Here is a 3,989-nt window from a genome sequence, read left to right as displayed (position 1 = left end):
CTCAGGCCCTCGACGCGAGACAGGGTCGCGGGTTTTTCGAGGGCCAGGCCGAGGCCGTGTCGATCGCCACGGTCGAACGCGTTGCCTGCAGTGCGGGCACAGTTGTGCTCACGGTCGACGGCTCTGCCGAAAACGCGGGTCAACCACTCAACCTGGGCCGCGAACGCCGACTCTTCAGCCGCGCACAACGCATCGCCCTCGCAGCCAGGGATGGCGGATGCCGCTGGCCCGGGTGCGAACGACCACCATCGTGGTGCGAAGCGCACCACATCGAGCACTGGCACCGCGACGGCGGACGCACCGATGTCGCCGACGGAGTCTTGCTCTGCCGACATCACCATCTCCTCGCGCACAACAACGGTTGGGAGATTCGGCGCGACGGGCCGCGGTACCTCCTGATTCCGCCCGACCACCCGGGCGGGGCTCCACGAGAGATGCCGACGCGCAGTCGGGCGCTCACGGATGCACTGCGGACGTGAGTGCGCGGGCGTCAGTACGCGGGTCTGAGCGCGCAGGCGTGAGTGCGCGGGCGTGAGTGTGCAGGCTTGAGTACGTAGGCGTGAGTGCGCAGGCTTGAGTACGTAGGCGTGAGTGCGCAGGCGTCAGAGCGCACGCGAGTGCGCGTGCACGTGCGCGCGCGAGTTCAGGCACACGTGAGTGCGCGCTCGTGACAGGCTGAGCACATGAACGCTCGCGCTGACCACGAGCCCGTCGTGCTGGTCACCGGGTTTGAACCCTTCGCCGGAGCACCCGTCAACCCCAGCGGCGAGCTCGTGCGACGCCTGACCGAGCTCGGGCATCCCGACTGCCGCATCGTCGGCGAGGTGTTGCCCGTCTCGTTCGACCGCGCCGCCGGCCTGCTCGCCGCTGCGATCGACGTCCACGACCCCGACATCGTCATCGCCCTCGGACTCGCCGAATCGCGTCACGCGATCACGCCCGAACGCATCGCCATCAACCTCGCCGACGCTCGCATCGCCGACAACGACGGCACCCAACCCCGCGATGCCGAGATCGAACACGGCGGACCAGCCGCACGGTTCACCGGCCTGCCCGTCAAAGCGATCGCCCATGCTCTGGATGCCGCGGGCATTCCCAGCGACGTCTCGCTCACCGCGGGCAGTTACGTCTGCAACCACGTCTTCTACCAACTCATGGGACTTGCGGCCACACGGCCAGGGTTGAGAGCCGGATTCATCCACGTGCCCGCGACACCCCAGTTGGGCGGCAGCCCGCAGTTCACGCTCGATGAGCTCGAGCGCGGTATCCGCATTGCGATCACCACCACCCTGTCAACGCGTGACGACGCCGACCTACCGGGCGGGAGCACCCACTAGGTGAGCGACGGCGAGAACACACCGCGCGGCGCGTCGAGCACGAGCGCCGTCAGCGAGACCGCGACCGCAGGCGGCACAAACGCCAACAGCGAGACCGCGACCAGAGCCGGCACAAACGAAGCAGGCCACGTGAACCGCGCTGTCATCCGGGTAGCGGCGGCGCTCATCGTTGACAGCGCCGGACGCCTGTTGCTTGTCCGCAAGCGCGGCACGAGCGTGTTCATGCAACCCGGCGGCAAGTACGAGCCCGGCGAAACCGGCGCCGAAACGCTCGCACGCGAACTGCACGAAGAGCTGGGGCTCAGGCTCTCCCCCGACAGCCTCGAACCGCTCGGCACCTTCACGGCCCCTGCCGCGAACGAAGCGGGCATGCTCGTCGAAGCCGAAGTCTTTCGTGCCGCCATCACCGAGTCATGGGGCGCCCCGGTTGCGGGTGCCGAGATCGATGAGCTGCGGTGGGTGCATCCGCTCGAGTTTGGCGACCTCGCGATCGCCCCGCTCGTGACCGAACGCATGCTCGACTTGTTGCGCTAAGGGGCAAACAGCGGTGGCCGCACACCGACGCTCAGCGTCCGAGCACACTCATCACCCGCCCACGCTGACCACCCGGCCACACCAACCGCCCGACCACGCTGACCGGTAGCGTGAAGCCATGCCTCTCGAGCTCGACACCTTCGGCGTCACGGCGCTGATTCTCGCGCTCGCAGCTGGCGTGGCGTTTCTTGCCCACCGCGCTCGCCAACCCCTCATCATCGCGTTCATTGTCGTCGGCATCATCGTCGGCCCGAGCGCCCTCGACTGGGTGCACGAAGCAGAAGTTCTCGAACTCTTCGCCGAAATCGGCATCGCGATTCTGCTGTTTTTGGTCGGCCTCAAACTCGACGTCAATCTCGTACGATCCGTGGGCCCCGTCGCTCTCGCCACCGGCCTCGGGCAAATCGCGGTCACCGCCGTCGTCGGCTTCGGCATCGCCCTCCTATTCGGGCTCGACCTGGTGGCCGCGGCCGTTGTCGGCGTCGCGATCACGTTCTCGTCGACGATCATCGTCGTCAAACTGCTGACCGACCATCGCCAACTCGATCAATTGCACGGCCGCGTCGCGCTCGGTCTGTTGATCGTGCAAGACGTCGTGGTCATCATCGTCATGATCGTGCTCACGAGCGTGGGCACGGGCGCCGCCGATGGCGCCACGTTCGATCTGGGCGCTGAAGCGCTGCGCATCCTGTTGGGCGGTGGCGGACTCTTGGTCGGCATCGGCGTCGCCATGCGCTGGGTCTTGCCGTGGTTGCTCGACCGCGTCGCCACGAGTCAAGAACTGCTCATCGTGTGGAGTGTCGCATGGGCCATCGGCGTCGCCGCGCTCACCGACGTGCTCGGGTTCTCGATCGAAGTCGGAGCGTTTCTCGCGGGTTTTGCTCTCGCATCCACGCGCTATCGCGAACAAGTGCACGCCTCACTGAGCGGTTTGCGCGACTTCTTGTTGCTGTTCTTCTTCATCATGCTCGGCGCCGAACTCGACTTTGCCGCCATCGGCGCTCAAGTGCCGCTCGCGATCACGCTGTCGATCTTCGTGCTCGTGGGCACCCCCATCATCATGATCGGCATCATGAGCCTCATGGGCTACCCGGCCCGCGTCGGGTTTCTCGCGGGTCTCGCCATCGCACAGATCAGCGAGTTCAGCCTCATCTTGATTGCGCTCACCCGCGACATCGGGCTCGTGGGTGACGACGTTGTCGGGCTTGTCACACTCGTCGCGCTCATCACCATTGCAGGCTCGAGTTACCTGATTCCCTACTCAGAGCGATTCGCCACCCGACTCGAGCCCGTGCTCTCGCGCCTCCAGCGACGCGCGCCCCGCGAAGCGCGCGCGAGCGAGCAGCAGCACTACGACGCGATCGTGTTCGGGCACGGTCGCTTCGGCAGCCAACTCATTCGCGAACTGGTCGGCGAAGGCTGCCGCGTCTTGCTCGTCGAGTGGGACCCTTTCGCCGAAGTGCGGCTTCAGGATGCTGAGCTCGCCGAACGCGTCGACGTCGTGTTCGGCGATGCCCGCAGTCCGGAGTTTCCCGAAACCTTGCCCGTGCACGACGCCCGTTTCATCATCACCACGGTGCCCGATGTTGACACCAACCTCGTGCTCGCTGCAGCGTTGCGGCGCGCGGGCGCGACGTGCCCCATCGCCGTCACGGTGCACACCGACGGTCAAGCTCATCTCTATCGACAGGCGCTCATCGACGGCACGGTGTCGACCGTGCTGCACCCGTTCCGCGAAGCGGCCGACGACGCGATGGAAGCCCTCAAGCGCCTCGAAGCCGCCGAGCGCGACGACGACTAGGACGACACTTGGCGGGTTCGCCGCGATTCGCGTCGGGCCGCGCGGTCGTTTCGTGCTGGCGCCTCGCTCGTTGCGTACTTGCTCGTTGTGTGCCGGCGCGGGGCTCGCGGCGTGCCAGCGCGTGGCTCGTTGTGTGTTGCGTGTTGGGCTAGCGCTCGGGCAACTGAGCGCGTAGCGCCGGCCAACTCGCTGCGAATCCGGGATGCAGCGGCAGAGCATCCACGTCGCTGACCGCAACCCACCGCAGGGCCACGCTCTCGGCATCAGCCACGATCGGTGCGAACAGGCGCACAACCCGCACCGCGACCGTCGTGTAT

4 protein-coding genes are annotated in these 3,989 nt (G+C 66.7%); all 4 read left to right on the top strand.

The window, feature by feature from the left end; translation table 11 throughout:
* Positions 1–479, top strand: a 479-nt coding sequence (locus SFU54_RS09070; protein WP_319015957.1) for an HNH endonuclease signature motif containing protein, incomplete at its 5' end; no start/stop codon positions are given.
* Positions 480–683: 204 nt separating this feature from the next.
* Positions 684–1,337 carry a pyroglutamyl-peptidase I gene (gene pcp / locus SFU54_RS09065; RefSeq protein ID WP_319015956.1) on the top strand — a complete coding sequence of 218 codons (654 nt, stop codon included), beginning with the start codon at positions 684–686 and terminating at the stop codon, positions 1,335–1,337.
* 129 nt (positions 1,338–1,466) lie between these two features.
* Positions 1,467–1,871 carry an NUDIX domain-containing protein gene (locus tag SFU54_RS09060; RefSeq protein WP_319015955.1) on the top strand — a complete coding sequence of 135 codons (405 nt, stop codon included), beginning with the start codon at positions 1,467–1,469 and terminating at the stop codon, positions 1,869–1,871.
* 118 nt (positions 1,872–1,989) lie between these two features.
* Positions 1,990–3,672: a cation:proton antiporter gene (locus SFU54_RS09055; RefSeq protein ID WP_319015954.1), complete on the top strand. Its 1,683-nt coding sequence runs from the start codon at positions 1,990–1,992 to the stop codon at positions 3,670–3,672.
* The last annotated feature ends 317 nt before the right edge of the window (positions 3,673–3,989 follow it).

Source organism: Microcella sp., assembly GCF_033763155.1.
Lineage (GTDB): Bacteria > Actinomycetota > Actinomycetes > Actinomycetales > Microbacteriaceae > Microcella.
Note: the sequence above shows the minus strand (reverse complement) of the source record. Positions and strands in the feature narration are given on the sequence as shown.

Bases quoted from the DNA above. Each gene is read 5' to 3' on its own strand.
- pcp (WP_319015956.1), top strand. From the start codon at position 684: ATGAACGCTCGCGCTGACCACGAGCCCGTCGTGCTGGTCACCGGGTTT.
- SFU54_RS09055 (WP_319015954.1), top strand. From the start codon at position 1,990: ATGCCTCTCGAGCTCGACACCTTCGGCGTCACGGCGCTGATTCTCGCG.